Consider the following 26,107-nt stretch of genomic DNA (forward strand, 5'->3'; position numbering starts at 1 on the left):
CGAAGGGCGACGGGGAGGAACCTGTGAAGGCGTACCAGCAGGGGTGGACCCTGCGGCGGCGGGTGGTCGCGCTCCTCGGCGTGGTGCTGGTGCTGCTGCTCGGTCTGGCCGCCGCGGAGGCGGCGGTCGCCGCGAAGAACCGCGAGAACATCGACGCGGTGCTGCTCAAGACCGGCCCGCTGCGCGTCCAGGCGCAGGAGCTGATGAGCGTGCTGCTCGACCAGGAGACGTCGGTGCGCGGGTACGCGGTGAACGGCGACCGCAGCGACCTGGAGCCCTACCAGGAGGGCGTGAAGCGCGAGCAGAGCCTGGTCACCTCGATCCGGGACCTCTCCGCCGACTACCCGGACGTGCGGCGGTCGCTGGACGTGGTCGAGCAGCAGACCGCACAGTGGCGGGCCCAGGTGGCCGAGCCGGTCATCACCACTGTCGAGCGGGACGGCGCGGAGGCCGGCCAGGCGCTGATCACGGACGCGACCCGGCAGCAGTTCGACGGCATCAGGGCGTCGGTGAACACGCTCCAGGACGAGATCCTCACCGTCCGGGAGGAGACCGCCGACCGGGTCAACTCGACCAGCAACACGCTCGTCGTGCTGCTGATCATCGCCGCGCTCGTGGTGACGGCGGCCGGCGTGGTCATGCTGCTCTCGCTGGACCGGATCCTGATCCGCCCGCTGGCCGCCCTGGTCAGTCAGGTGCGCGAGGTGGCCGACGGCGACTACCGGCACCACATCGAGGGCTCCGGCCCGCCGGAGTTCCGGCGGCTCGCCGAGGACATCGACCAGATGCGGATGAAGATCGCCCGGGAGCTGGACGAGGTACGCGAGGCGCGGGAGCGCATCGAGTGGGTCAACAGCCAGCTGCAGAAGCAGGCCGAGGAGCTGACCCGGTCCAACCGTGACCTGGAGCAGTTCGCGTACGTCGCCTCGCACGACCTCCAGGAGCCGCTGCGTAAGGTGGCGAGCTTCTGCCAGCTCCTCCAGCGGCGGTACGCCGGGCAGCTCGACGAGCGGGCCGACCAGTACATCGCGTTCGCGGTGGACGGCGCGCAGCGCATGCAGCGGCTGATCAACGACCTGCTGGCGTTCTCCCGGATCGGCCGGTTGACCACCGGTTTCACCGAGGTCGACCTGAACAAGGTGATGGGCGACGTGGCGGGGCAGACCGAGGCGGCGTTGCAGTACGCCGACGCGGAGCTGACCTGGGGCGAGATGCCGACCATCCGCGGCGAGGAGCCGCTGCTGACCAACCTGCTGGTCAACCTGGTCAGCAACTCGGTGAAGTTCCGCCGGCCCGACGTGCCGGCGAAGGTGCACGTGTCGGCGCGGCTGGTGGACGGCGAGTGGGAGATCAGCTGCCGGGACAACGGCATCGGGATCGAACCGGAGTTCGCCGACAAGATCTTCGTGATCTTCCAGCGGCTGCACTCGAAGGACGCGTACCCGGGCACCGGCATCGGACTGGCCATCGTCAAGAAGATCGTGGAGTATCACGGCGGCCGGGTCTGGGTGGACACCGACGCCGACGAGGGCACCACCATCCGGTTCACGCTGCCCGCGCTGGAGGCCGACATCGAGGCCGCCAAGGCGGCGGAGGCGGCCGCGGACGGGGACGCCGCGGACGGGGACGCCGCGGACGCCGCGGAGCCGGCCGGGACGCCGGCCGCCGGGGGCGCCGAGACCGACCCGGCGGACGCCGGGCGGCAGCCGGACGGCGAGGCACGCGAAGAGCCGCCCGCGCAGGCGGACCGACACGGTACAAACGGTGGCATGAAGGAGACGGTGGGATGACCGCGCCCGCGGACGGCAAGAGCCCGATCGAGGTCCTGCTCGTCGAGGACGACCCCGGTGACGTGCTGATGACCCAGGAGGCGTTCGAGGAGCACAAGCTCCGCAACCGCCTCACCGTCGTCTCCGACGGCGCCGAGGCGCTCGCCTACCTGCGCCGCGAGGGCCGGTACGCGGACGCGGTGACGCCCGACCTGATCCTGCTCGACCTGAACCTGCCCCGGCGCGACGGCCGGGAGGTGCTCAAGGAGATCAAGAAGGACGCGCAGCTCTGCCGCATCCCGGTCGTGGTGCTCACCACCTCGCAGGCCGACGAGGACATCCTGCGCAGCTACCAGCTGCACGCCAACGCCTACGTGACCAAGCCGGTGGACTTCGAGCGCTTCATCTCGGTGGTCCGCCAGATCGACGAGTTCTTCGTCAGCGTGGTCAAGCTGCCGCCGCGTGGCTGACCCGCTGCTGGACGACGTCGGCGCGCTGCTGCGGGAGGCGGCGGCCAAGGTCGTCGTGCCGTTGTTCCGCCGGCTCGACGCGTCCGACATCTCCGAGAAGGCACCGGGCGAGGTGGTCACGGTCGCCGACCGCGAGGCCGAGGCGCTGATCTCCGAGGGACTGCGGCGGCTGCGTCCCGGCTCGGTGGTGGTCGGCGAGGAGGCCGTCGCCGACGATCCCGACCTGCTGCGGCACCTGCGCGGCAGCGGCGACGTCTGGCTCGTCGACCCGGTCGACGGCACCTCCAACTTCGCCGCCGGCCGCCGGCCGTTCGCGCTGATGGCGGCGCTGCTCACCGACGGCGTACCGGTGGCGTCCTGGGTGTACGACCCGCTCGACGGCACGATGGCGGCGGGCCGGCTCGGCGCCGGCGCCGCGCTGGACGGGGCGTCGCTGAGTGCGCCGCGGGCCGAGCCGAGGGTGGGCGCGCTGCGCGGCACCGCGGCGACGAAGTTCCTGCCCCCGGATTTCCGCCGCCGGGTGGAGGAGGGCGGCCGCCGCATCGGTGAGCTGCTGCCCGGCCAGCACTGCGCCGGCCGGGAATACCTGGACGTGCTCACCGGCGAGCAGCAGTTCGTGCTGTTCTGGCGCACCCTGCCGTGGGACCACACGCCCGGCACGTTGCTGGTGCGCGAGGCCGGTGGCGTGGCCCGCCGGTTCGACGGTGCCGACTACCACCCGGCCGACGAGGGCCGGGGACTGCTCGTGGCGGCGAGCCCGGAGATCTGGGACGAGGTGAGCGCCGCCCTGCTGGGCGGTTGAGCGGCGCTGCGCGACGGGCACGGCACGCTGCGTCGACGTCGGAGGCCGTACGCCGTCGCCGGCCTGGCGTGTCGCGCGTGGTCCGGTATCGTGACCGGCGGTCTCCGCCAGCAGGCCGCCGTCCGGCGCCGGCGGAGACGCCGCTCGGTGTACGGGGGCCGGCGGTCGACGGAAGGACCAACACGTGCCCAGGACCAGCCCTACCGGCCGGCGCGTCCGGCGGTCGCTGCTCGCCGCGTTCGCCGCGGTGGCCGTGCTGCTCGGCTCCGGCGTGGCCGCCGGCCCGGCCGCCGCCGTACCCAGCCCGAACGCCCCGAACGAGGGGGGCAGCAAGCAGTTGCGGGCGGCGTTGGAGGCGGCGGCGAAGGGCCACATCGAGGCCCAGAACAAGCTGGAGAACTCCAAGCGCCGGCAGAAGGCGCTCGCCGCCCAGCTCACCGACATCGAGGGACGCCTCGTCGGGCTCAGCGCGCAGGCCGGTGAGGTCGCCGCGCAGTCGTACCGGATGGGCCGGCTGACCGCGACGTCGATGCTGCTGGCCAGCGCCGACCCGAACGACTTCCTCAAGCGCGCGGCTGAGCTGGACGTGATGGCCCAGCGCGACAGCAAGCGGCTGCGGGAACTGGCCGACGCGAAGGCGCAGGCGGCCGAGGCGAAGCTCGCCATCGACGCCGAGGTGCGCGAGCAGGCCAAGCAGGTCGCGGTGCAGGCCCGCAAGAAGAAGGACGCCGAGGTGGCGCTGGCGAAGGTCAGCTCCGGCGCCGGGTCCGGGTTCAACGGCACCTCCTCGTCGGCGAAGCCCGCGCCGCGCAACTCGGACGGCTCGTGGCCGTCGGAGTCCTGCTCGGTCGACGACCCGACGCCCGCGTCCGGCTGCATCACCCCGCGTACGCTGCACATGCTCCAGCAGGCCAAGTCGGCCGGTTACAAGCGCTACGCCTCGTGTCACCGCAGCGGTGGCGGCGGCGAGCACCCCAAGGGCCGGGCCTGCGACTTCTCCGCCGCCAGCGGCGGGTTCGAGGACAAGACCGCCACCGGTGGCGACAAGGCGTACGGCGACAGCCTCGCCGCCTGGGCGAAGAACAACGCCAACCGGCTCGGCATCATGTACGTCATCTGGTATCGGCAGATCTGGATGCCGAACACCGGCTGGCGGGCGTACAGCGGCGGCGGCAGCCCGGCGGCGGACCACACAAACCATGTTCACATCTCGATGTATTGACCCGGCCCGCCGCGAGCGCTGCGTAGCATCGCCACGGTGAGCAGCACATCGTCCGACGTCATCGCGGGACCGGCGGCCGACGCCCCGGTCCCGCCCCGGGCCCTGCCCAACGGGCTCGCCGCGTTCCTCGTCTTCCTCTCCAGCGGGGCCGTGCTGGTGCTGGAGACCGTGTCGTTGCGCCTGGTCGGCCCGTACGTCGGGGTGACCCTCCAGGTGACCAGTTCGGTGATCGGCATGGCGCTCGCCGCCATCGCGTACGGGGCGTGGTTCGGCGGCTGGCTCGCCGACCGGCGTGACCCGCGCACCCTGCTGGCCCCGGCGCTGGTGCTGGCCGGCATCGCCACCGCAATCACGCTGCCCATCGTCAGGTACGCCGGTGAGGCGCTGCGCGGCGGCGCGGCGAGCGCGGTGCTCCTGCTGACCGCGCTGACCGTCCTGCTGCCCGCCGCGCTGCTGGCCGGGATCACCCCGCTCGTGGTGAAGCTCCAGCTCGCCGACCTGCGCCGGACCGGGCAGGTGGTGGGCAAGCTGTCCGGCATCGGCACGCTCGGCGGCATCACCGCCACGCTCGGCACCGGTTTCGTGCTGGTGGCGGCGCTGTCCAGCACCGTCATCGTGCTGGGACTGGCCGCCGTGCTCGGCGTGACCGGGCTGGCGCTCGGCTTCTGGCTGCGACGGCAGGCCGGCCCGAGCGGACTGTCCGCGCCGGGCCGGGTCAAGGCCGCGCTGGCGTTGCTCGGGCTCGCCGCCGCCGGGCTCACCGCCGCGGCACCGAACCCGTGCGACGTGGAGACCGCGTACCACTGCGCCCGCGTCGAGGTGGACCCGTCCTGGCCGCAGGGACGCACGCTCTACCTCAACTCGGCCGAGCACTCGTACGTCGACCTGGGCGAGCCGACCCACCTCAAGTACGCGTACACGCAGTGGATCGGCCTGGTCGCGGACGTGGCGCGGCCGGCGAAGCAGCCGATGGACGCGCTGCACCTGGGCGGCGGTGGCTTCACGGTGCCGCACTACCTGGCCGCGACCCGGCCCGGCAGCGACAACCTGGTGTTCGAACTCGACGGCGGCCTGGTCGAGCTGGACCGGCGGGAGCTGGGCCTGAGTACCGGCCCGCAGATGCGCGCCGAGGTGGGTGACGCGCGGGTGCTGCTGCGCGGCGAGCCGGCCGACAGCCGCGACTTCATCGTCGGCGACGCGTTCGGCCACCTGGTGGTGCCGTGGCACCTGGCGACCCGGGAGATGGCCGCCGACATCCGCCGGGTGCTGCGCCCGGACGGGATCTACGTGCAGAACGTCATCGACTACCCGCCGGGCCGGTTCATCCGGGCCGAGCTGGCCACCGTGAAGGCCGAGTTCGCGCACGTCGCGCTGATCGCCCCGCCCGGCGCGATCGACGGGAGGCAGGGCGCCAACTTCGTGATCGTCGCCTCCGACGCGCCGCTGCCGCTCGCCGCGATCCCGCCCGGCCTCAAGCTGCTGCCCGAGCCGGCCGCGCTGATGGACGAGGCGGCGGTGACCGAGTGGGTGGGCGACGCGATGGTGCTCACCGACGACTACGCGCCGGTGGACCAACTGCTCGCGACCGCCTGAACGGGTGAACTTCCTGACCGATTCCGACAGCTGAGGTGTACCGGGGCCCACTTCGGGCAACAGGACCGACCATGGGTGGACCGGTCAGGAACGGCGTGCAACTGCTCGGCGAGCGATATCGGCTCGTCGAGCAGTTGGGTGCGGGCGGCATGTCGGTCGTCTGGCGCGGCTACGACGAGGTGCTGGGCCGCCAGGTGGCGGTCAAGGTGCTGGCCTCGCGGCTGGCCAGCGACAAGGCGTTCCGGCACCGGATCCGGGTGGAGGCGCAGGCCGCCGCGCGGCTGTGCCACCCCAACATCACCAACGTGTACGACTACGGCGAGTCCGTGCAGGTCGGCCTGACCGTGCCGTACGTGGTGATGGAGCTGGTCGACGGCGGTCCGCTCAGCGGGCGGCTCGGCCGCGACGGGCAGCTTCCCTGGCGGGAGGCCATGACCATCGGCGCGGAGGTCGCCTCGGCGCTGGCCGCCGCGCACGCCCGCGGTGTGGTGCACCGGGACGTGACCCCGGGCAACGTGATGCTGACCCCGACCGGGGTGAAGGTCGTCGACTTCGGCATCTCGGCGCTGGTGGGGGAGAGCGACAAGGGACCGGACGGCGCGTTGCTCGGCACGCCCGCGTACCTGGCGCCGGAGCGGCTGGACAACGGCCACGTCTCGCCGGCCACCGACGTGTACGCGGTCGGGCTGCTGCTCTACCGGATGCTGACCGGCCGCCTGCCGTGGCAGGCCAGCACCACCACCGAGATGCTGCGCGCCCACATGTACCGCGACCCGGACCCGATGCCCGCGGTGCCGGGGCTGCCCGAGCCGGTCGCCTCGCTCGTGCAGCGGTGCCTGGCCAAGCGTCCCGAGGACCGCCCGGCGACCGCCGAGGTGGCCCGTACGCTCGCCGAGGCCGCGGGTATCGCGGCGATCGTGCCGGTGTCGCCGGCGTTCGGCCGGATGGACCCGGCGCTCGCCGAGAACGCCGGCACCACGATCCTGCCGTGGTCGGCGGAGACCGACGCGCTGCCGTTCTCGGTGGTGCGTACCCGTACCAGGCGGGCGGTGGCGCGGCGGCGCAAGGTGGAGGCCGGGGTCGCCGCCGTCGGCCTGGTCGCGGTGACCGCCACCCTGTGGGGGCTGACGTCGCGGAGCCCGGCCAGCGGCGGGGTGGAGCCGACCGAGGCGCGGATGAGCCTGCCCGAGACGATCCCGTGCGCTGTCGACTACTCGCTGCGCCGCGACACCGGCAAGGACTTCTCCGCCGAGCTGACGCTCACCAACACCAGCGACCGGGAACTGCGCGGCTGGACCATGAACTTCACGTTCCCCGGCAAGCAGACGGTCACCACGGCCCAGCCCACGGCACGTCAGGTGGGGCGTACCGTCTCGATCGCCGCACCGGCGACGGACCCGGCGCTGGCCCCCGGCGCGTCGACGAAGCTGACGCTGGCCGGCCGCTACACCGGGAGCAACACGCTGCCTGTCGAGTTCACGCTCGGCGACAGCACCTGCGGCGTGCAGGTCTCCGGCATCGCCGGCTCGGCGCCGACCACCGCGCCGCCGGTGAAGACGCCGGTCAAGCCGGCCACCAAGACCACCGCCAAGAGCGGGCCGGCGAAGGCCAAACCGGCGCCGGCGAAACCGAAGCCCAAGGCCGCGCCGAAGCCCAAGGGCAAGGAGAACGGCAAGGGAAAAGCAAAGTAGACCGGCCGAAGGGGGGTGGGCACGGCAAGGGCAAGGGTCCGAAGAAGGGCTGACAGGCGAGACCTGTCGTCAGGTCGGCGCCGTCGTCAGGTCAGCGCGGAGAAGCGCTGCACCTGGGTGATGGCGCCCTCCACGATGAGCACGCTGTCCGCCTGCAGCACCGTGTCCGGCCCGGCATAACGGAACGGCTGCCCGGACTGCTTCTCGCCCACCACCATGACGCCGTACCGGTCCTGCGGTGCGATGTCGCGCAGTGACCGCCCGACCAGCGGCGCGGGCACCTTGACCTTGGCGATGGCGAAGTCGTCGTCGAACTCGATGAAGTCGAGCATCCGGCTGACGATCAGGTGCGCCACCCGCTCGCCGGTCTCCGCCTCGGGGAAGACCACGTGGTGCGCGCCGACCGAGTGCAGGATCTTCGCGTGCTTCTCCGAGGTGGCCCGCGCCCAGATCTGCTCGATCCCCAGCTCGGCCAGCGCCAGTACGGTGAGCACGCTCGCCTCCAGCGACGCCCCGATCGCGACCACGACCCGGCGGAAGTCCGCCAGCCCGAGCTGGCGCAGCACCACCTCCTCGGTGCTGTCCGCCTGCACCACCCGGTCGAGTTCGGCCGACCAGTGCTGGACCCGGGCCGGGTCACGGTCGATCGCCAGCACCTCGTAACCGAGACGGGACAGGGACTCCGCCAGGCGCGTGCCGAACCGGCCCAGGCCGATCACCGCGATGCCTGTCTCCTCCGGATGTCTAGCCGACAATGGGTTGCTCCTCCGGGTAGCGGTACAGCCGTCGACGGGTGTTCAACGCGATGGCCGAGCCGAGGGTGAGCGGCCCGACCCGGCCGATGTACATGAGCGCGGTCAGCACGTACTGACCCGGCGGGGAGAGCTGCCCGGACACCCCGACGGTCAGACCGGTCGTGCTGAACGCGGAGGTGACCTCGAACAACGCGGCCGAGAACGACACGTGCGAGGTCAGCGCGATCAGGCCGACGGTTCCCCCGGCCACGAGCGCCACGCTCAGCAGCGCCACGGTCAGCGCCTGCCGCTGGCTCGCCGCCGCCACCCGGCGGCGCCCGACAGTGGTGTCCGGCTCGCCCCGCAGCTCGGCCCAGATGGCGAAGCCGAGCAGGAAGAACGTGGAGACCTTGATGCCGCCGGCGGTGCTGGCGCTGCCGCCGCCGATGAACATCAGGCCGATCAGCATCGGGTAGCTCTCGTCGGTGAGGTGCCCGACGTTGATCACGTCGAAGCCGCCGGTACGGCTCAACGCGATCTGCGTGAACGACGCCAGCAGCTTGCCCTGCACGTCGAAGGTGCCGATCGTGAACGGATTGGTCCACTCGGCCATCAGCAGGTAGGCGACGCCGAAGACGGTCAGCACCACGCTGCCCCACACGGTCAGCTTCGTGGCGACCGCCCAGCGCGCCGGCTGCCGCCACTCGCGTACCGCCTCGAACAGCGCCGGGAAGCCCAGCCCGCCGATGATCGCGCCGATGCTGAGCGGCAGCGCCACCCAGCCGTCGCGGGAGAACGCGATCAGGCCGTCGGAGTAGAGCGCGAAACCGCCGTTGTTGAACGCCTGGACCGAGTGGAACACCGCCGACCAGAGCGCCCGGCCCGGCCGGTAGTCGTACGCCAGGAACAGGCGCGTGGCGATCACCGCCGTCATCAGGGCCTCGGTCACGAAGACGGTCGCCGCGATGCGCAACAGCAGCCGGCGTACGTCGCCGAGGCCGAACTCGGCGGTCTCCGCCTGCACGAGCAGCCGGTTGCGCAGGCCGAGCTGGCGGGAGACCGCCAGGATCACCAGCGACGCCCCGGTCAGGATGCCCAGACCGCCGAGCTGCGTCAGCACGGTGATCATCACGAGCCCGAACCCGTTCCAGTAGTTCGGCGTGTCGGTCACCGCCATCCCGGTCACCGACACCGCCGACGTGGACGTGAACAGCGCGGTGACGAACGGGGTGTACCGATGCTCGTTGGTGGCCCAGGGCAGCATGAGCAGACCGGTGCCGACCAGGATCACCGCCAGGAACCCCAACGGCACCAGCCGTACGGGCTTCCGGAGCAGGCGGCGCATCCCGTCATCTTCCGTCCGGAGATTCACCGGCAGGTCAGGAACCGACCAACTGGCGGTCAACCACGACCGGTCTGCTGTGCGTACCCATCGACGACAGGAGACGGCGTTGCGACGTACCCTTTCCACCCTCGGCGTGGCCGGCGCGCTGCTCGCGGCCGCTGTGGTGGTGCCGGCCGTGGCCGCCCAGGCCGGCCCGGACCACCGCGCCGAGCGTGCCCCCGCGGCCCAGCGGCCGATCGTGATCGGCCACCGCGGCGCGAGCGGCTACCGCCCGGAGCACACCCTGGAGGCCTACCGGCTCGCCATCCGCCAGGGCGCCGACTTCATCGAGCCGGACCTGGTCTCGACCAAGGACGGCGTCCTGGTCGCGCGGCACGAGAACGAGATCTCCGGTACGACCGACGTGGCCGCCCGCCCCGAATTCGCCGGCCGCAAGGCGACGAAGACCATCGACGGCGTCACCGTCACCGGCTGGTTCACCGAGGACTTCACGCTGGCCGAGCTGAAGACGCTGCGGGCCAAGGAGCGGCTGCCCCAGGTGCGGGTCGCGAACACCGCGTTCGACGGCAGGTTCGAGATCCCGACGTTCCAGGAGGTCATCGACCTGGCGCGGGCCGAGTCGAAGGCCCGGGGCCGGACCATCGGCGTCTACCCGGAGACCAAGCACCCCACCTACTTCGCCTCGATCGGCCGCCCGCTGGAGGAGCCGCTGGTGGCGGTGCTGCGCCGCAACCGGCTCACCCACCGCGCCGACCCGGTGTTCGTCCAGAGCTTCGAGACCGCCAACCTGCGCAAGCTCGACAAGATGATCGACGTACGGCTGGTGCAGCTCATGGATGCGAGCGGCGCGCCCTACGACTTCGTCGCGGGCGGAGACAAGCGGACCTACGCGGACCTGGCCACGCCCGCGGGACTTGCCTGGATCTCCCGGTACGCCGACGGCGTGGGCCTGAACAAGAACCTGATCGTGCCCCGGGACTCCGCCGGCCGGCTGCTCGCGCCGACCTCGGTGATCCGCGACGCGCACCGGCAGAAGCTGGTGGTGCACGCGTGGACGTTCCGGGCCGAGAACCAGTTCCTGCCTGCGGACTTCCGCATCGGCACCGACCCGAACGCGCGTGGTGACATCACGTCCGAGTACGAGCTGTTCCTCGACCTGGGCCTGGACGGCGTGTTCAGCGACCACCCCGACACGGCCGTGGCCGCCCGAGCCGGCCGCTGACCCTGCTCCGCTGAAAAACGGGGTGCTCGCCGTTCCGGCGGGCACCCCGTCCGCGCTTTCCCCGGTTCCGGTCGCGCTCGGCCGCCCCCGAGATCTTGGTACGAAACGGCCCCTCCAAGGGCCATTCCATACCAAGATCTCGCGAGGGCGGTGGCGGTGGTGGTGGGCGGTGGTGGGCGGGGCTTGTCGCGCGGGGCGGGCGCCACTTCGGGGAAGTGGCTGCTTCCGGGCGCGATGATGCCGCCACTTCGGCGTAGTGGAGTTGATCAGCTCGGGGGTTCGGCTACGTACGTGCCGCGGCCCGGCTGGCCGGTGATCAACTCTCGATCGTGCAGCAGTGAGAGGGCGCGGGACGCCGTGTTCATGTGGACGCCGTAAGCCTCGGCGAGTTCACGGGTCGAGGGCAGCTTGTCGCCGGGCTTCAACTCGCCGCTCTTGATCTTTGCGGCGAGTTCGTTGGCGATCTGACGATATGGCGCTTCAGCTGTGGGCATGGTGAGGACTCCGGTCGGTTCGGCACCTCCGATCATGCCGGGCCTACACCAGTAACTGCAACAACTAGAAAGCCCGATGTGGACGCTCGACCTACACAGGTATTTTGGGTAGGCTGACCCGCGTCCGGCTCCGGTTGGTTCGGCAAACCTCGGGAGTCGGACCCGGATTGGGCTCCGGGGTCGTACCGCCGAACGGGCTGCGGTCTCGGGGTCGGCGGCCCGCCCGCGTCCCCTGTCTGCGGGCGGGTCGCCTCCACGGCTCGGTGAGGAGGATCGGCGTGCGCAACGTGCTCAACCTGTTTCAGCCGACCCGGCGACGTGGCAAGGGGCGGCAGCCGAACCAGGGCTGGTATCGCTCGGAGTCGTGCCGGCCGCTGAGTGTCGGGCAGATCCGCGAGCGGCGGTTCCGCACCGTGCGGCACGGGCTCGACCCGGCGGAGGTGCACGCCTTCCTCTACCGGGTGGCGGGTGACCTGGCGCTGGCCCGGTGCGACGCGTCCCGCTACGCCGAGGAGAACACGCGCATCAAACAGGCGCTCAAGAGCTGGCAGTCCCGGTTCACACCGGGTACGCAGCGGTGAGCCGGGAGCGGTTCGTCGTACACCTGCCGGTGCTCGCGGCCGACCTCGACGGCGCGCGGGGGTTCGCGCGGGCCATCTGCCGGGCGCTCGGGTTCCTGGCCGACGTGGAGCGCGCCGGGACCACCGTGTCACGGGAGGACGAGCAGTCCGTACGCCACTGGGTCTGGTGTGACCGCCCGCGCGACGGTGGGCGGCGGTGCGCTCGGGCGGCCGACCACGACGGGGAGTGCGACGGGCGGTGACCGGCGCGCGATGGCGTGGGACGACATTGCCGGCGAGGTGCGCGTGGTGGGGGCGGCCATCCCGGGTCGGTGCGGTTACGTGGCGATGTCCGGCGTTGTAACGTGCGGCCATCCCGTCACAGGTACTTGTGTGCGCCGACCACATAGCCCGTGGGTGACGTCACTTCTAGCGTGAGCCGACAACTGACATTCCCCCTGTCCTCACCTGGAGTCGCAATGACGATCCGGCACACGCGACGGGTGTTCCTTACCGCCGCCACCTCGGTGGCGGTCGCTCTGGCCGCCACGGCCTGTGGCAGCCCGCAGGACACCGCATCCGGCGGCGGCGACGCCGCCCCGGTCAAGGTCGGTCTGGTCTACTCCCAGTCCGGGCCGCTCGCCAGCTACGGCAAGCAGTACATCGAGGGTTTCAAGGCGGGCCTCGACTTCGCCACCAAGGGCACCGGCAAGGTCGGTGACCGCACGATCGAGGTGACCGAGGCCGACGACGCGGGCGACCCGGCCAAGGCCGTGTCCGCCGCGAAGGACCTGATCGGCAAGGGTACGAAGATCATCGCGGGGTCCACCTCCTCCGGGGTGGCGCTCCAGGTCGCGCCGATCGCCGCGCAGAACAAGGTGCTGTTCATCTCCGGCCCGGCCGCCACCGACGCGGTGACCGGCGCGAACAAGTACACGTTCCGTTCCGGCCGGCAGTCGTGGCAGGACGTGGTGACCGCCCGGTCGTTCATCGGCGACGCGGGCGGCAAGAAGGTTGTCGTGTTCGCGCAGGACGGCGCGTTCGGCGACGCCAACGAGGCCGCCGTGAAGGCCGTCATCGGCGGTGCGGGTGCGAACGTGAGCAGCGTCCGGGCCCCGGCCAGCGCCACCGAGTTCACGCCGTTCGCCAGCCAGATCAAGGCCGCCAAGCCGGACCTGCTCTTCGTCGCCTGGGCGGGCACCACCGCCGGCGCCATGTGGCAGACGCTCGACCAGCAGGGCGTCCTCGCCTCGACCACTGTCGTCACCGGCCTCGACATCCGTGCCTCGTGGCCGACGTTCGGCGCGGCCGGGAGCAAGATCTCGTTCCTGTCGCACTACTTCGACGGCGCCAGCGACACCGAGGCCGCCAAGGCCGCGAAGGCGAAGGTGCCGGGCGGCACGCTCGACCTGTTCCACCCGGACGGGTTCGCCGCCGCGCAGATGGTCGTCCGGGCCGTGCAGGAGGGCGGCGACGACGTGGAGAAGATGATCAAGGCGCTGGAGGGCTGGGAGTTCGAGGGCGTCAAGGGCACCATGAAGATCCGCGCCGAGGACCACGCCCTGCTCCAGCCGATGTACCAGGCCAAGCTCTCCGGCAGCGGCACCACCTTCACGGCGACCGCGCAGAAGTCGCTCACCGGTGACGAGAGCGCGCCGCCCGTCGCGCAGATGAAGGGCTGACCCGTGCTCGCCACCCGCGGTCTGACCTGGCGGATCGGTGAGGTCGCCATCGTCGACTCCGTCTACCTCGATCTGGCGCCGGGGGAGTTCCTCGGCGTGATCGGGCCCAACGGCGCCGGCAAGACCTCCCTGTTCAACCTGATCACCGGCCTGCGCCGGCCCACCGAGGGCACGGTCCTGCTGGACGGCGCGGACATCACCGCGCTTCCGCCGCACCGGCGTGCCCGGCTCGGACTGGGGCGTACCTTCCAGGCGTCCTCGGTCTTCGGCTCGCTGAGCGTGCGGGAGAACGTCCGGCTCGCCGTACAGGCACACCGGGGTGGCTCGATGAAGCTGTGGCGGCGGGCGGCGGCCGACCGGGAGGTGGCCGCCGCCGCCGACGCGGCGCTCGACCGGGTCGGCCTGCACCACAGGGGTACGGCGCTCGCCGGCACCCTGGCCCACGGCGAGAAGCGCAAGCTGGAGATCGCGCTGCTGCTCGCCGGTGAACCCCGGGTGATGCTGCTGGACGAGCCGATGGCCGGGGTGAGCGCCGAGGACGTGCCCGAGCTGGTCAGCGTGATCAAGTCGTTGACCGGCGACAGCGGCCGGGCGGTGCTCATGGTGGAACACCACATGGACGTGATCCTGGAACTGGCCGACCGGATCGCCGTGATGCACCACGGCGCGCTGCTGGCGTGCGACACCCCGGACACGGTGATGGCGAACGCCACAGTGCAGGAGGCGTACCTGGGGGAGGCGCTCTAAATGACCGAACCTGTCCTGTCCGTGGCGGACCTGTCCGTGCGGATCGCCGGGCTGCACATCCTCCAGGGCGTGTCGTTCGAGGTCGCGCCGACCGGCGTGACGGTGCTGCTCGGACGCAACGGCGTCGGCAAGACCACCACGTTGCGCGCGATCGTCGGGCTGACGCCGCGCGGCGGCGAGGTGCGCGGCAGCGTACGCATGGGGGCGCGCAGCCTGCTCGCACGCCCCACCCACCGGCTGGTCCGCGACGGCCTCGGCTACGTGCCGGAGGACCGTTGCGTCTTCGCCGCGCTCACCGTCGCGGAGAACCTGCGGCTCGCCGAGCGGCGGGGCGTCACGCCCGCGTACGACAAGGTCTTCTCGCTCTTCCCCGAGCTGGAGCGGCGCGGACGGCAACGGGCCGGCTCGCTGTCCGGCGGGCAGCAGCAGATGCTCGCGATCGGCCGGGTGCTGCTGAACGACAACCGGCTGCTGCTGGTCGACGAGCCGACGAAAGGGCTGGCGCCGAAGGTGGTGACCGAGGTGGCCGAGGTGCTGGAACGGGTGGCGGAATCGGTTCCGGTGCTGCTGGTCGAGCAGAACCTGGCGGTGGTAAGGCGGCTGGCGACCGACGCGGTGGTGCTCTCCGCCGGGAAGGTCGCCTGGACCGGCGACGCCCAGGAACTGCTGCTGGAGACCGCGCTGACGAAGTCGTTGCTCGGTGTGGGTTCGGCGGAGGTGCACTCGTGAACACAGTGGTTCTGCTGACGCTGACCGGGCTGGGCCTGGCGGCGCTGTACTTCCTCGTGGCCTCCGGCCTGTCCCTCGTCTTCGGCCTCGCCGACGTGCTCAACTTCGCGCACGGGCTGTTCCTCGGCGTGGGCGCGTACGCGACCTGGTGGGCGGCGGGCAACCTGCCCGGCGCCGGGCCGGACGGGTTCGGCTTCGTGCTGGCTGTCGTCTTCGGCGTGCTGGCCGGTTCGCTCGTCGCGGTGCTCGTGGAGCTGGTGCTGATCCGGCCGCTGTACTCCCGCACCATCGAGCAGGTGCTCGTCACCGTCGGCCTGTCGCTGGCCGGGGTGGCGCTGCTCCAGGCCACCTGGGGTGCGGATCCGCGGCCGTTCCCGCGTCCGGACTGGAGCCGGGGCGTCACCTCGGTGCTCGGCGCCCAGGTGCCGAACGCCGGGCTGCTGCTGATCGTCGCCGCCGCTGTGGTGCTCGGGGCGCTGCTGGCGTTCCTGCGCTGGACCCGGTACGGCCTGATCATCCGGGCCGGCGTGGAGAACCGGGAGATGGTGACGGCGCTCGGCATCGACGTGCGCAAGGCGTTCACGCTGGTCTTCGCGATCGGCGGGGCCGCCGCCGCGCTTGCCGGCGCGCTCGGCGGCGTCTACTTCGGCACCGTCTCACCGGGGCAGGGCGGCTCGCTGCTGATCTTCGCCTTCATCGTGGTGGTGATCGGCGGGATGGGCTCGGTGGTCGGGTCCGCGTACGCGGCGGTCGCGGTGGGGCTGCTGCAACAGTTCGTCAACTACTACGGCACGTCCGGGCTGGGCGACCTGTGCGTGGTCGGTCTGCTCGCCGTGGTGCTGCTGCTGCGTCCGCAGGGCCTGGCCGGAAAGGTGGCTCACGCATGACCGAGGTCAAGAGCGCCGAGGCGCCGGCACCCCCGGCTGCGGTACCGGACGAGCTGAGCCCGGGCCGCGCCCGCTGGCACGGACTGCGCCCGTACCTGCCGCTCGTGGCGCTGGTGGTGGCGGCGGTCCTGCCGTACTCCACACTGCACCTGCCGGGGATCTTCGAGGGGCCGCTGAACTCGCCCGGCACGCTGCAACTGCTCGCCATCTGCCTGGTCTTCGGCGGGCTCGCGGCCGGGTACGACCTGCTGTTCGGGCGTACCGGCATGCTCTCCTTCGGCCACGCCCTCTACTTCGCCGCCGGCGTGTACGGCACCGACATCCTGGTCACCAAGGCCGGGCTGCCGCTGTGGCAGGCCGCCGTGCTCACGGTGATCGGCGGGACCACGCTCGCCGCGCTGCTCGGCGCGGTGGCCCTGCGCACGGTGGGCATCGCGTTCGCCATGGTGACGCTGGCGTTCGCGCAGGTCGGGGCGATCCTGGTGGCCCGCGACTTCGGCGGTCTCACCGGCGGCGAGGAGGGCCTGCCGCTGGACGTGTCAGGGCTGCCGGCGGCGCTGGTCGGCGTCACCAACACGGTGAACCTGTACTGGCTGGCGCTGGCGTACCTGGCCATCGTGGTCCTCGTGGTGCACCGGGTCAGCGCCTCGCCGACCGGGCGGGTGCTCGCCGGGCTGCGCGACGACGAGCGGCGCATCGGGGTGCTCGGGCTCGACCCGTACCGGTTCAAGCTGGTCGCGTTCACGCTCGCCGGTGGCCTCGCGTCGGCCGGCGGGGTGGTCTACGTGCTGATCGTCGGCGGCGCCAGCCCGCACATCACCTCGTCGGAGCTGACGCTGTCGCTGCTGGTCATGGTGGTGCTCGGCGGCCCCGGTACGCGGTGGGGGCCGGTGCTGGGCGGCGTCCTCTACATGTACCTCGACCACCGGCTCACCGCGTTCGGCAGCAGCGACGCGGTGAACAGCCTGCCCGCGTTCCTCAGCCACCCGCTGAGCCAGCCCCTGTTCGTCCTGGGCACTGTGTTCATCCTGGCCGTCTACTTCTTCCCCGGCGGCCTGGCCAGCCTGCGCTCCCGCGTAACCCCCCTCCTGACCGCCCTCCGCCGCTCCCGCTGACCCCCGCCCCGCCCCGGTCGATCATGAAGTTGACGGCACGACACGCCGTGTCCGGCCCGCGCCAACTTCATGATCGACCGGGGCGACGTGCTCGGCCGCTGACACGCGGAAGGGGCGGCGGCCCCCCGTGTGGCCACCGCCCCTCGCGCGTCCGTCGTGGTCAGCCGTTGAGCATCTCGTACGCCGACGCCGGCGCCTTCTGCACCTGCGCGCCGGTCGGTGCGCTGAGCTTCGGCGCCTTGCCGAAGTCGTAGTACTTGGCGACCAGCTTCATCGCCTTCTTCTTGCCTGCGGCCGGCACGTCCAGGGTCAGCGACGTGAGGTTCCCGTCCGGCCCGACCACAGCCGTGAACGGCACCTTCTTCGCCGCGTCACCGAGCGCGTCCACGTCCACGGTGCTGAAGTTCTCGCGGATGTCGGCGTTCGCGGTCAGGTCGGCGAACCCGCCGTACGTGCCGTTGCCCCGGTCCTCGACCGTCTCCGCGGTCCGGATCACCGCGGCCGTGTTGGCCGGGTCGGCGTTCTGGTAGACCGGCACGTCGGAGGCGTCGTCGAGCTTGGTGCGGTCCAGGAGCATCCAGCGCTTCGGCAGCTTCATGATGTCGTGCAGACCGGGGATGCCGGTGAGCTTGACCCGGACCCAGATGTCCACCTCGATCACCCGGAAGGTCATCGCCATGGTGAACTCCGGGTCCTTGATCTTCTCCGACATGGACAACTCGAGGCCCTGCGCCGCCGGGTCGACCACCCCGTCGAACTTCTCCGCGCCCTCGATCGTGGAGAACCGGAAGGCCGGGTCCTTCTCGTCCGGCACGGCGGCCAGCAGCGCGGCCTTCGGGTCGGCCGACGGGCTGGGCGCCGCTCCGGTGCCCTCGGAGGCGTCGCCGGTTCCGCACCCCGCGGACAGGACGGTGGTGGCCAGCACGGCCGTCGCGAGAGCCGCGATCCGCCGGAGGCTCGCGGCGGAACCGATTCGCTGCGTCATGGTGTTCGACTCGCTTTCCCAGGTGATTGTTGCCGGGGAAGTATCGCCAGCCGTCACGGCGTTCCCGCTGCCGTTATGCTGCCGTCCGACTGCCGTCGGCCACGGTGGGCGGGGGCAGTCGGTACGGGGGCGGAAACTCGCATGTCAGAGGCGCTGCGCTTCGAACTCCTCGGCCCGCAGCGGGCCTGGTACGCCGGCCGACCACTCGATCTCGGCCCGGCCAAGCAGCGGGCCGTGCTGGCCGTGCTGCTGCTCGCCGCGGGCCGTCCCGTGCCGACCGGGCAGATCGTCGAGGCGGTCTGGCCGGACGAGGCGCCGGTGAACGGCCTCAACGTGGTGCAGAAGCACGTGGCCGGTCTGCGCCGGATGCTGGAACCCGACCGGTCGCCGCGTACGCCGGCCCGGGTGCTCACCCTCACCGACGCGGGCTACCTGCTGCGCGTGCCGCCCGAGGCGGTGGACGTGGCGCGCTTCGAGCGCGGCGTGCGGCGTGCGCGGGCGGCACAGGCGGCCGGGCGTACGGCGGAGGCGCTGACCGAGGTGAGCGCCGCGCTGGAGCTGTGGCAGGGGGAGCCGTTCACCGGGTTCGGCGGCGCGTACTTCGAGACGGCCCGGCACCGCCTCGTGGAGATGCGGGCGGTCGCGCTGGAGACGCGTGCCGAACTGGAGCTGGCCGACGGCCGGCACGGCGAGCTGGTCGGCCGGCTGGTCGAGCTGGTCGCCGAGTTCCCGGTCCGGGAACGGCTGCGTCACCAGCTCATGCTGGCGTTGCACCGCAGCGGACGGCAGGCCGAGGCGCTGGCCGCCTACCGTGACTACGCCGGGCTGCTCCGGGACGAGTACGGCATCGAGCCGGGGGAGCCGCTCCAGGATCTGCACCGGCGCATTCTGCGCGCCGACCCGGATCTCCTCGCGCAGGCGCCGCGTCGTCCGGCCGGACCCGGCGACAGGTGGGCGGTCGGCGGCCCGGAGCCGTCTCCGGCCCCCGCCGAGGCACCGGCCCGGCCGCTGCCCACCAGCCCGGCCGAGAGCCCGCTTCCGCTCACGGCGCCGCGCCAGCCCGCCGCGCCGGCCCAGCCCACAGCTCCGGCCCAACCCACAGCTCCGCCCCAGCCCACGGTCTCGGCTCAACTCACCGTTCCGGTGCAGTTCACCGTCTCGGCGCAGCCGGGTGGTGCGTTCCCGCCGCCACCGGCCGGCCCGGGTGAGTCGCCGACCGGCCTGCCGGCCTGGGTCGCGCCCCCTGTCGCGCCGCTGTTCGGTGCCGTGCCGCCGTCCCGGCGTCCGGCCGGAGTGCCCGGGTGGTTGAGCGTCGTCGCGACTGTGGGCGGCGCGTTCATCGCCCTGCTCTCGTTCGGCATGCTCACCTGGCTGGTGGTGCTGCTCTACGGGATCTGGCGGCGGGGCTGGGGCAGCATCCTCGCCGCGGTCTGCTACCTGACCGTCGCCGTGACGTTCGTGGTGGTCGTCGGCGGCAGCGAGACGGAGGAGGTCAGCGGACCCGAGGGCGCCATGATCCTGATCTGGCTGACCACCTGGATCTCGGGCGTCCCGCACGTGGTGCTGCTCAACGGCCGGCTGCTCGCCTGGCTGCGCGGGCTCTGGCGTGGCCGGCCGTACGCCGACCGCAACCGGCTGCGCCGGGAGTACGCCCGCTACCTGCTCTACCAGTACCCGTCGGCGCGGGAGGACCTGCGCATCGGCCGCCCCGACCTGCCCCGGGCGTACGACGACGGCGGACTGGTGGACGTCAACTCGGTGCCGGACCACGTGATCAGCGGGCTGCCGGGACTGACCCGGTCGCAGGCGCAGCATGTGGTGGTCGACCGGCGGATGCGCGGCCCGTACACGTCGATGGAGGAGCTGGCCTCGCGGTGCCTGCTGCCGGCGGCGGCGACGGACTCGTTGCGCGAGCTGCTGATCTTCCTGCCGCCCGCACCGACACCCGTACCGACACCCGTACCGCCGCCCACGTCGCCGCCCGGTCCGCCGGTGACGTCGGTGGCCCCTGGTAGAAATGCCGGATGAGCCAGGATCGGATGGCCGTCCGGGAGCGTGCCGAGGCGGTGCTGCGGCGGCTGGCGGGTGACCACGCCCGGCTGCGCGAGGACCAGTGGCGGGCCATCGAGGCGCTCGTGGTCGACCGGCGGCGGGTGCTCTGCGTTCAGCGCACCGGCTGGGGCAAGTCGGCCGTCTACTTCGTGGCGACCGCGCTGCTGCGTGAGGGGAATCAGCACGGGCCGACCGTGATCGTCTCGCCGCTGCTGGCGCTGATGCGCAACCAGGTCGAGTCCGCCGCCCGCGCCGGCATCCGGGCACGCACCATCAACTCGGCGAACCTGGACGAGTGGGACGAGATCACCGCCGAGATCCACGCCGGCGCCGTCGACGTACTGCTGATCAGCCCGGAACGCCTGAACAACCCGGACTTCCGCGACGGCGTGCTGCCGAAGCTCGCCGCCACCACCGGGCTGCTCGTGGTGGACGAGGCGCACTGCGTCTCCGACTGGGGGCACGACTTCCGGCCCGACTACCGGCGGCTGCGCACGTTCCTGGCCAACCTGCCCGAGCGCACGCCGGTGCTCGCCACCACCGCCACCGCCAACGCCCGGGTCACCCAGGACGTGGCCGAGCAGCTCGGTGACGCCCTGGTGCTGCGGGGCACCCTGGACCGCGAGTCGCTGCGCCTCGGCGTACTCGATCTGCCGAGCCCGGCCCACCGCCTGGCCTGGCTGGCCGACCACCTGGACCGGCTCCCCGGCTCGGGGATCGTCTACACGCTCACCGTCGCGGCGGCCACCGAGACGGCCGACTTCCTGCGCGGCCGGGGCTGGTCGGTCGCCTCCTACACCGGGCAAGCCGAGGACGCCGACCGGCGGGCCGCCGAGCAGGACCTGCTGGACAACAAGATCAAGGCGCTGGTCGCCACCAGCGCGCTCGGCATGGGCTTCGACAAGCCCGACCTGGGCTTCGTCGTGCACCTGGGCGCGCCGCCCTCGCCGATCGCCTACTACCAGCAGGTCGGCCGCGCCGGCCGGGCCGTCGAGCACGCCGAGGTGCTGCTGCTGCCCGGCGTGGAGGACGCGGCGATCTGGCGGTACTTCGCCTCGCTCGCCTTCCCGCCCGAGGAGCAGGTGCGCGCCGTGCTCGCCGCGCTGGACACCGAACGGCCGATCTCCACCCAGGCCCTCGAACCGGTGGTCGACCTGCGCCGGGCCCGGCTGGAGCTGATGCTCAAGGTGCTCGACGTGGACGGCGCGGTCCGCCGGGTGCGCGGTGGCTGGCTCGCCACCGGCGAACCCTGGGTCTACGACGAGGCCCGGTTGCGGCGCGTCGCCGACGCGCGCGCCGCCGAGCAGCGGGCCATGCGGGAGTACGCCTCGACGTCCGGCTGCCGGATGCGCTACCTGCGGGAAGGGCTGGACGACACGGGGGCGCAGGACTGCGGGCGGTGCGACAACTGCGCCGGCCCGTTGTTCGACGCCGCTGTCTCCGACCAGGCGCTGACCGCCGCGCAGACGTTCCTCGGGCGGCCCGGCGTGCCGATCCCGCCGAAGAAGCTCTGGCCGACCGGGTTGGAGTCGGTCGGCGTACCCCTGAAGGGCCGCATCCCCCCGGCGGAGCAGGCGCTGCCCGGCCGGGCCGTGGGCCGCCTGTCCGACCTGGGGTGGGGTGGGCGGCTGCGCGGGCTGGTCGGGCCGGAGTCGCCGGACGGCCCGGTGCCCGACGACGTGGTGGCCGCTGTGGTCGAGGTGCTGAAGGCGTGGGCGCACGGCGACGACCCGTGGCCCCGGCGGCCGGCGGGTGTGGTCGCGGTCGGCTCCCGGACGCGACCACTGCTGGTCGGCTCGCTGGCCGAGCGGATCGCCGCCGTGGGCCGGCTGCCGCTGCTCGGCCAGGTCGTCCCGGCCGGGCCTGGCGGCGGCGGGCCGCGCGGCAACAGCGCCCAGCGGGTACGCGCGCTGCACGACGCCTTCCGCCTGCCGGACGAGCTGGCCGGTGCGCTGGCGGGGCTGGACGGCCCGGTGCTGCTGGTGGACGACCTGGTCGACTCGGGCTGGACGATGGGCACGGTGGCGCGGCTGCTGCGCCGGGCCGGTGCGCCGGACGTGCTGCCGCTGGCGCTCGCGGTGGCCGGCTGACCCGTCCCTCGGCCTGCCTGACGGGAGTCCCGGCGTCGCGTGCCGCCGGTCGGCGCGGCAGTTCCCGGGCTGCGCGGAAAGTTCCCGGGCCGGGCGGAATGCGAGCGTCACCACCGTCGGCGGACCGTCGTCGGGCCCGCACCCGGGCGGCGGTACCGTGGGGTCATGACCGAGCAGCGACCCGTCGTCCAGACGTACACCGTGACCGGGATGACCTGCGGACACTGCGTCAAGGCGGTGACCGAGGAGCTGTCCGCGCTGCCCGGTGTCGACGAGGTCCGGATCGATCTGACGAGCGGCACCGCCACTGTCACCAGCGTGGCGCCGCTGTCCGTCGAGTCCGTGCGTGCCGCTGTGGACGAGGCGGGTTACGAGCTGGTCGGCGGCGGTGCCTGAGTCGTCGTCCGTCACGTCCGGCACCGGCGTCGTCCCCGACGACTCCGAGGCCGGTTCCGGCGCTCCCGCGGCGCAGCCCGGGGATGCGGCTCTGGCCGGGGACGCTGTTCCGTCCGAGGGCGCGGGACGGTCTGCGGACGCGGCTCTGCCCGGGGACGCGGCGCTGGCCGGGGACGGCGCGAGTGGTTCGGCCGGGGCGGCCGGGCCCGTCGCTGTTGACCGGGAGACGTTGCGGCTGGCCCTGGTGGTGGGCGGCCTGGTGCTCGCCGTCCTGCTCGGCTTCGGCCTCGGGCGGATGAACGCGCCGGCCGACCCGGCCCGGCCCGCCGGCACGACGGCCGGCGGGGTCGCCACGGGCGGCGCCGACGGCGGCGCGCACGCCCACTCACCCGGCACCGGCGCGCACACGCACGACGGCGCAACAGTCACCCAGGGCGGCGGCGACGGCGCGACCGGACTGTCGATCACCTCGGCCGGCTACACGCTGGTGCCGTCGACCGAGCTGGTCGCGGGCCGCGCCGGTGAGCTGCGCTTCCAGATCCGCGACGACCAGCGCCGGGCGGTCACCCGGTTCGCCGTCGTGCACGACAAACCGATGCACGTGATCATGGTCCGGCGTGACCTCGGCGGTTACCGGCACCTGCACCCGACGATGGCCGCCGACGGCACCTGGTCGGTGCCGATCACGGCACCTGAGGCGGGCCCCTGGCGGATGTACGCGGACTTCACCGCGGTGGCCGACGACGGCCGCCAGGTCGCCGTGGTGCTCGGCGCCGACCTGACCGCGTCCGGCGCGTACCGGCCCCGGCCGCTGCCCGCCGCCGCGACGTCGGCCATCGTCGACGGGTTCACCGTCGGGTACGCGGGCACGCCGGAGGTGGGGAAGTCGGTGCCGCTGCGGTTCCGGGTCACCGGGACGGACGGCACGGCGGCGGCGCTGGAGCCGTACCTCGGGGCGTACGGGCACCTGGTGGCGCTGCGCGAGGGCGACCTCGGCTACCTGCACGTGCACCCGGAGCCGGTGCGCGACGGCGACGACGTGACGTTCTGGCTGACCGCGCCGGGGCCGGGCAGCTACCGGATGTTCCTGGACTTCCAGGTCGGCGGCGTGGTGCGGACCGCCGAGTTCACGCTGACGGTGGCCTGAGCCCTCGTCGCCCGCCCGGCGCTCAGCCGGCCCGGCGGACCGGGCGGCGGGCCAGGTAGCGGAGCAGATCGCGGATGTGGTGCTTCTCCTCGGCGGGCACGTTCGGGTCGGCGAGCCGATCCAGGATGACGCGCACGTCGGCCTCCACCGGGCCGTCCTCGGCACCCCGGCGGCGGGGCACCGGCCCGGCGTCGGGCAGGCCCAGCGCGCGGAACGCCGCAGCCACGGGCAGGTCGAGGGCGGCGCAGAAGCCGCGGACCTTCGCGAGTTCGGGGTAGTCCTGCCAGTCGCCGGCCAGCCAGCGGAACACAGTGGAGCGGCCGACGCCGGTGTGGGTGGCGAGGTCGGTCACCGTCCAGCCGCGCTCCTCGCGCGCGGCGTCGATGGCCCGTCGTACGAAGCGCGCGAAGGCCATCTGTGGCGAAACGTCTGCGGAACCCATCCCTGGTGGATCTGTCCCCTTCCTCCGGTGGCCCGGCTCGCGCACCGAGCCTAGTACGCCGGGCCGGAGAAGTAACTGACTGATCGGTCCGGAGGTCTCATTGGCGGGACCGCCCGACTACGGAAAGTTGCCGCCGGTCAACTAAGCTGAGGCAATCCTGGATGTCGATGGAGGAACAGAATGGCCGAGCCGGACCGCCCCGTACCGCATCGCCCCGGCGCGGTGAGCCTCTTCTTCGTGGCCAAGGCCGCCGTGTTCGCGCTCGGCTTCTGGATCTGGCTGCTGGTGCTGGCGGTACGCGGAGGCGAGGCGACCGGCGTACACCTGATCGCCGCGACCGGCGCGATCTGCACCACACTGGCCGCTGTGGTGCTCGGCGCGCGGATGGCGTTGCAGCGCAACGCGGCCGTCCGGCACGCCGAGGTGAAGCGGCTGCTCGTGGACATCTCGTGGAACGCCTTCGCCGCCGCCGGCAACGCCGAGCATGCCGGGAAGGTGGTGTCGTTCCGGAGCGCGTCACACGACGGCGAGCGAGGTCCGACCCGTGGTGAGCGGGTGTCGGTGCTGGACCGGGGCGACCGCAACCGGGGCGACCGGGGGCGGTAGGACCGCCGCGCTCGGCGCGCCTCGGCTCAGCGCGCCTCGGCCAGCAGCGTCTCCAGCCGGGGCGTGACACCCCACTGGCCGACCAGCTCGCGATACTCGGCGCGCTGCCCGTCTGTCGGCGCGCCTGCCGTCCGCCGTGCCCGGATCAGCAGGTTGCGCGGCGTGTGCTGGGAGTCGACGAACTCCACCACTTCGGCGCGGTAGCCGTGCAGCCGCAGCAGCGCGGCCCGCAGCGAGTCGGTGAGCACGTCGGCGAACCGTTCCCGCAGGATGCCCTGCCGGGTCAGCAGCTCGTACGGCGCGGGCGCCTGACCGCTCCGGAGCTGGGCGGCCAGGTCGTGGTGGCAGCAGGGCGCGGCCAGCACCCAGCGGGCGCCCCAGCGCACCGCCCGGGCCAGCGCCTCGTCGGTCGCGGTGTCGCAGGCGTGCAGCGCCAGCACCAGGTCGGGCGCCGGTTCGACGGGCGCCTCGGCGATGGTGCCGGCCACGAACCCCACCCGGTCGGCCCAGCCCAGCCGCTCGGCCAGCTCGGCGTTGCGGCGGCGCTGGTCCTCGCGCACGTCCACCCCGACGAGCGTCACGTCCAGGCCGCGCTGGACCAGGTAGCGGTAGGCGGCGAAGGTCAGGTACGCGTTGCCGCAGCCCAGGTCCACCACCCGCAGCGGGCCGGTGAGGTCGTCGGGCAGCGTGGCCGCGAGCGCGCGCAGGAACGCGTCGACCTGGCGGCGCTTGGCCGCCGAGCCGCCGATCTCCCGGAACAGGGGATCACCGGGGTCGAGCAGCCACTCCTTCGCCCGGTCGTGCCCGCCCGGCTCCGGGGCCGGACGGCTGGCCGCCGCGCGGTGCACCTGCGCCTCGCCGGACTTGGTGACCCGGAGTTGGAGCGTGGCGTCGGCGGTCTCGACGTGCCAGTTGCCGAACGGCTCGGCGAGCAGTTCGTCGACAGCCGCGCCGGCCTCCGTACCCGGTGCCACGTTGCGGGTGTGCGGCCGTGATCCGTCGGAGACGGCGATCTGCAACCGCGGACCGGCCTTCAGCGTGACCGGGCGCAGCTCCGCGCGTACCACCGAGGGACGCTGCCCACGACGGCGCCCGGCGGCGACCGCGCGGGTCAGCCCCGGCGCGAGCAGCAGCGCCCGCACCTCGGCCAGCGCCGAGTCCAACGCTTCCGGCATCAGTACCTACCTTCCTGCTTCCCGCCCTCGCCCTCGCCCCGGCGATCATGAAGTTGGCGGCCGTGAGCACGGCGTGTCACGCCGTCAACTTCATGATCGTCGCAGTCGGCGAGTGAGCGAGAGGGCCCGGGGATGGGGACGGCCTCCGGGAC

At 72.7% G+C, this 26,107-nt stretch carries 25 protein-coding genes; 19 read left to right on the top strand and 6 right to left on the bottom strand.

The window, feature by feature from the left end:
• Window positions 1-23 precede the first annotated feature (23 nt).
• The 6 genes from ML5_RS14380 to ML5_RS14405 all read left to right on the top strand — a co-directional run bounded on the left by ML5_RS14380 (window position 24) and on the right by ML5_RS14405 (window position 7,547).
• Window positions 24-1,790, top strand: coding sequence for an ATP-binding protein (locus ML5_RS14380; protein WP_013475178.1), 1,767 nt, complete (start codon window positions 24-26; stop codon window positions 1,788-1,790).
• Window positions 1,787-2,239: a response regulator gene (locus ML5_RS14385; RefSeq protein WP_013288716.1), complete on the top strand. Its 453-nt coding sequence runs from the start codon at window positions 1,787-1,789 to the stop codon at window positions 2,237-2,239. The genes ML5_RS14380 and ML5_RS14385 overlap by 4 nt, the downstream gene beginning before the upstream one ends.
• Entirely contained in the window at window positions 2,232-3,041 is an 810-nt protein-coding gene (locus tag ML5_RS14390; protein ID WP_013475179.1) for an inositol monophosphatase family protein, read from the top strand. Before ML5_RS14385 ends, ML5_RS14390 begins: the two co-directional genes overlap by 8 nt.
• Before the next feature lie 184 nt (window positions 3,042-3,225).
• Window positions 3,226-4,263 (top strand): hypothetical protein, encoded by a 1,038-nt coding sequence (locus tag ML5_RS14395; protein ID WP_013288714.1) that lies wholly within the window; start codon window positions 3,226-3,228, stop codon window positions 4,261-4,263.
• Window positions 4,264-4,299: 36 nt separating this feature from the next.
• Complete coding sequence (locus ML5_RS14400; protein WP_013288713.1) at window positions 4,300-5,856, top strand: fused MFS/spermidine synthase; 1,557 nt, start codon at window positions 4,300-4,302, stop codon at window positions 5,854-5,856.
• A 71-nt stretch (window positions 5,857-5,927) separates the two neighbouring features.
• Window positions 5,928-7,547 carry a serine/threonine-protein kinase gene (locus ML5_RS14405; protein WP_013475180.1) on the top strand — a complete coding sequence of 540 codons (1,620 nt, stop codon included), beginning with the start codon at window positions 5,928-5,930 and terminating at the stop codon, window positions 7,545-7,547.
• 86 nt (window positions 7,548-7,633) lie between these two features.
• Here ML5_RS14405 and ML5_RS14410 read toward each other — a convergent pair whose 3' ends face one another.
• On the bottom strand, window positions 7,634-8,302 hold the full coding sequence (locus ML5_RS14410) for a TrkA family potassium uptake protein (RefSeq protein WP_013288711.1): 669 nt from the start codon (window positions 8,300-8,302) through the stop codon (window positions 7,634-7,636).
• Entirely contained in the window at window positions 8,292-9,626 is a 1,335-nt protein-coding gene (locus ML5_RS14415; RefSeq protein ID WP_013475181.1) for a TrkH family potassium uptake protein, read from the bottom strand. Before ML5_RS14415 ends, ML5_RS14410 begins: the two co-directional genes overlap by 11 nt.
• Before the next feature lie 106 nt (window positions 9,627-9,732).
• Here ML5_RS14415 and ML5_RS14420 point away from each other — a divergent pair, with 106 nt between their 5' ends.
• Complete coding sequence (locus ML5_RS14420) at window positions 9,733-10,848, top strand: glycerophosphodiester phosphodiesterase (protein ID WP_013475182.1); 1,116 nt, start codon at window positions 9,733-9,735, stop codon at window positions 10,846-10,848.
• Window positions 10,849-11,114: 266 nt separating this feature from the next.
• Here ML5_RS14420 and ML5_RS14425 read toward each other — a convergent pair whose 3' ends face one another.
• Window positions 11,115-11,342, bottom strand: coding sequence for a GntR family transcriptional regulator (locus tag ML5_RS14425; protein WP_013475183.1), 228 nt, complete (start codon window positions 11,340-11,342; stop codon window positions 11,115-11,117).
• A gap of 278 nt (window positions 11,343-11,620) precedes the next feature.
• Between ML5_RS14425 and ML5_RS14430 the strand changes: the two genes are divergently transcribed.
• The 7 genes from ML5_RS14430 (at window position 11,621) to ML5_RS14460 (ending at window position 17,062) form a co-directional block, all read left to right on the top strand.
• Complete coding sequence (locus ML5_RS14430; RefSeq protein ID WP_013475184.1) at window positions 11,621-11,923, top strand: DivIVA domain-containing protein; 303 nt, start codon at window positions 11,621-11,623, stop codon at window positions 11,921-11,923.
• The gene (locus ML5_RS14435; RefSeq protein WP_013475185.1) at window positions 11,920-12,165 is read left to right on the top strand and encodes a hypothetical protein; all 246 of its coding nucleotides are present in this window, start codon (window positions 11,920-11,922) and stop codon (window positions 12,163-12,165) included. The genes ML5_RS14430 and ML5_RS14435 overlap by 4 nt, the downstream gene beginning before the upstream one ends.
• A 216-nt stretch (window positions 12,166-12,381) precedes the next feature.
• The gene (locus tag ML5_RS14440) at window positions 12,382-13,584 is read left to right on the top strand and encodes a substrate-binding domain-containing protein (protein WP_013475186.1); all 1,203 of its coding nucleotides are present in this window, start codon (window positions 12,382-12,384) and stop codon (window positions 13,582-13,584) included.
• A gap of 3 nt (window positions 13,585-13,587) precedes the next feature.
• Complete coding sequence (locus tag ML5_RS14445; protein ID WP_013288706.1) at window positions 13,588-14,331, top strand: ABC transporter ATP-binding protein; 744 nt, start codon at window positions 13,588-13,590, stop codon at window positions 14,329-14,331.
• Window positions 14,332-15,060, top strand: a complete 729-nt coding sequence (locus ML5_RS14450; RefSeq protein ID WP_013288705.1) for an ABC transporter ATP-binding protein — start codon at window positions 14,332-14,334, stop codon at window positions 15,058-15,060.
• Window positions 15,057-15,947: a branched-chain amino acid ABC transporter permease gene (locus ML5_RS14455; RefSeq protein WP_013288704.1), complete on the top strand. Its 891-nt coding sequence runs from the start codon at window positions 15,057-15,059 to the stop codon at window positions 15,945-15,947. The genes ML5_RS14450 and ML5_RS14455 overlap by 4 nt, the downstream gene beginning before the upstream one ends.
• Complete coding sequence (locus ML5_RS14460; protein ID WP_013475187.1) at window positions 15,944-17,062, top strand: branched-chain amino acid ABC transporter permease; 1,119 nt, start codon at window positions 15,944-15,946, stop codon at window positions 17,060-17,062. Before ML5_RS14455 ends, ML5_RS14460 begins: the two co-directional genes overlap by 4 nt.
• A gap of 160 nt (window positions 17,063-17,222) precedes the next feature.
• Here the strand turns inward: ML5_RS14460 and ML5_RS14465 are convergent, their stop codons facing one another.
• Entirely contained in the window at window positions 17,223-18,047 is an 825-nt protein-coding gene (locus ML5_RS14465) for a hypothetical protein (protein WP_013475188.1), read from the bottom strand.
• 141 nt (window positions 18,048-18,188) lie between these two features.
• Between ML5_RS14465 and ML5_RS33185 the strand changes: the two genes are divergently transcribed.
• The 4 genes from ML5_RS33185 (at window position 18,189) to ML5_RS14485 (ending at window position 23,732) form a co-directional block, all read left to right on the top strand.
• Window positions 18,189-20,075: a BTAD domain-containing putative transcriptional regulator gene (locus ML5_RS33185; protein ID WP_013475189.1), complete on the top strand. Its 1,887-nt coding sequence runs from the start codon at window positions 18,189-18,191 to the stop codon at window positions 20,073-20,075.
• Complete coding sequence (locus ML5_RS14475; RefSeq protein WP_187691536.1) at window positions 20,072-22,189, top strand: RecQ family ATP-dependent DNA helicase; 2,118 nt, start codon at window positions 20,072-20,074, stop codon at window positions 22,187-22,189. Before ML5_RS33185 ends, ML5_RS14475 begins: the two co-directional genes overlap by 4 nt.
• Window positions 22,190-22,354: 165 nt before the next feature.
• Complete coding sequence (locus tag ML5_RS14480; protein ID WP_013475191.1) at window positions 22,355-22,585, top strand: heavy-metal-associated domain-containing protein; 231 nt, start codon at window positions 22,355-22,357, stop codon at window positions 22,583-22,585.
• Entirely contained in the window at window positions 22,578-23,732 is a 1,155-nt protein-coding gene (locus tag ML5_RS14485; protein ID WP_013475192.1) for a hypothetical protein, read from the top strand. The genes ML5_RS14480 and ML5_RS14485 overlap by 8 nt, the downstream gene beginning before the upstream one ends.
• Window positions 23,733-23,754: 22 nt before the next feature.
• Here the strand turns inward: ML5_RS14485 and ML5_RS14490 are convergent, their stop codons facing one another.
• Window positions 23,755-24,174 (bottom strand): helix-turn-helix transcriptional regulator, encoded by a 420-nt coding sequence (locus tag ML5_RS14490; protein ID WP_026268433.1) that lies wholly within the window; start codon window positions 24,172-24,174, stop codon window positions 23,755-23,757.
• A 180-nt stretch (window positions 24,175-24,354) separates the two neighbouring features.
• Here ML5_RS14490 and ML5_RS14495 point away from each other — a divergent pair, with 180 nt between their 5' ends.
• Window positions 24,355-24,780 carry a hypothetical protein gene (locus ML5_RS14495; protein WP_013475194.1) on the top strand — a complete coding sequence of 142 codons (426 nt, stop codon included), beginning with the start codon at window positions 24,355-24,357 and terminating at the stop codon, window positions 24,778-24,780.
• Between the two features lie 26 nt (window positions 24,781-24,806).
• Here the strand turns inward: ML5_RS14495 and ML5_RS14500 are convergent, their stop codons facing one another.
• Window positions 24,807-25,955, bottom strand: coding sequence for an SAM-dependent methyltransferase (locus ML5_RS14500; RefSeq protein WP_013475195.1), 1,149 nt, complete (start codon window positions 25,953-25,955; stop codon window positions 24,807-24,809).
• Between the last annotated feature and the right edge of the window lie 152 nt (window positions 25,956-26,107).

The organism is Micromonospora sp. L5, from assembly GCF_000177655.2.
GTDB classification, from domain to species: Bacteria; Actinomycetota; Actinomycetes; order Mycobacteriales; family Micromonosporaceae; genus Micromonospora; species Micromonospora aurantiaca.

Bases quoted from the DNA above. Each gene is read 5' to 3' on its own strand.
- ML5_RS33185 (WP_013475189.1), top strand. From the start codon at position 18,189: ATGTCAGAGGCGCTGCGCTTCGAACTCCTCGGCCCGCAGCGGGCCTGG.
- ML5_RS14500 (WP_013475195.1), bottom strand. From the start codon at position 25,955: ATGCCGGAAGCGTTGGACTCGGCGCTGGCCGAGGTGCGGGCGCTGCTG.
- ML5_RS14490 (WP_026268433.1), bottom strand. From the start codon at position 24,174: ATGGGTTCCGCAGACGTTTCGCCACAGATGGCCTTCGCGCGCTTCGTA.
- ML5_RS14425 (WP_013475183.1), bottom strand. From the start codon at position 11,342: ATGCCCACAGCTGAAGCGCCATATCGTCAGATCGCCAACGAACTCGCC.
- ML5_RS14415 (WP_013475181.1), bottom strand. From the start codon at position 9,626: ATGCGCCGCCTGCTCCGGAAGCCCGTACGGCTGGTGCCGTTGGGGTTC.
- ML5_RS14440 (WP_013475186.1), top strand. From the start codon at position 12,382: ATGACGATCCGGCACACGCGACGGGTGTTCCTTACCGCCGCCACCTCG.
- ML5_RS14465 (WP_013475188.1), bottom strand. From the start codon at position 18,047: ATGACGCAGCGAATCGGTTCCGCCGCGAGCCTCCGGCGGATCGCGGCT.
- ML5_RS14450 (WP_013288705.1), top strand. From the start codon at position 14,332: ATGACCGAACCTGTCCTGTCCGTGGCGGACCTGTCCGTGCGGATCGCC.
- ML5_RS14385 (WP_013288716.1), top strand. From the start codon at position 1,787: ATGACCGCGCCCGCGGACGGCAAGAGCCCGATCGAGGTCCTGCTCGTC.
- ML5_RS14405 (WP_013475180.1), top strand. From the start codon at position 5,928: ATGGGTGGACCGGTCAGGAACGGCGTGCAACTGCTCGGCGAGCGATAT.
- ML5_RS14480 (WP_013475191.1), top strand. From the start codon at position 22,355: ATGACCGAGCAGCGACCCGTCGTCCAGACGTACACCGTGACCGGGATG.
- ML5_RS14475 (WP_187691536.1), top strand. From the start codon at position 20,072: ATGAGCCAGGATCGGATGGCCGTCCGGGAGCGTGCCGAGGCGGTGCTG.
- ML5_RS14460 (WP_013475187.1), top strand. From the start codon at position 15,944: ATGACCGAGGTCAAGAGCGCCGAGGCGCCGGCACCCCCGGCTGCGGTA.
- ML5_RS14495 (WP_013475194.1), top strand. From the start codon at position 24,355: ATGGCCGAGCCGGACCGCCCCGTACCGCATCGCCCCGGCGCGGTGAGC.